General features: G+C 52.2%; 1 pseudogene. It reads left to right on the top strand.

Annotated elements, in window-relative coordinates:
- Window positions 1–276, top strand: a pseudogene (locus ACVC2P_RS21200) (hypothetical protein); the annotation flags it as partial.

The following is a 276-nucleotide window of genomic DNA, read 5'->3' as shown; positions in this document are numbered from 1 at the left end:
GATTTCAAGGAGAACAAGGAATCCCTGGTGTACAAGGACCACAAGGACCTGCCGGAACAAACGGTGTAGATGGTGCAGTTGGACCTGAAGGACCGCAAGGACCTGCTGGACCTAAAGGAGATCAAGGAGACCAAGGATTTCAAGGAGAACAAGGAATCCCTGGTGTACAAGGACCACAAGGACCTGCCGGAACAAACGGTGTAGATGGTGCAGTTGGACCTGAAGGACCGCAAGGACCTGCTGGACCTAAAGGAGATCAAGGAGACCAAGGATTTC

This window comes from Pontimicrobium sp. MEBiC01747 (assembly GCF_053601635.1).
The sequence above is the reverse complement of the archived record's forward strand: the minus strand, read 5'-3'. Positions and strand labels throughout refer to the sequence as shown.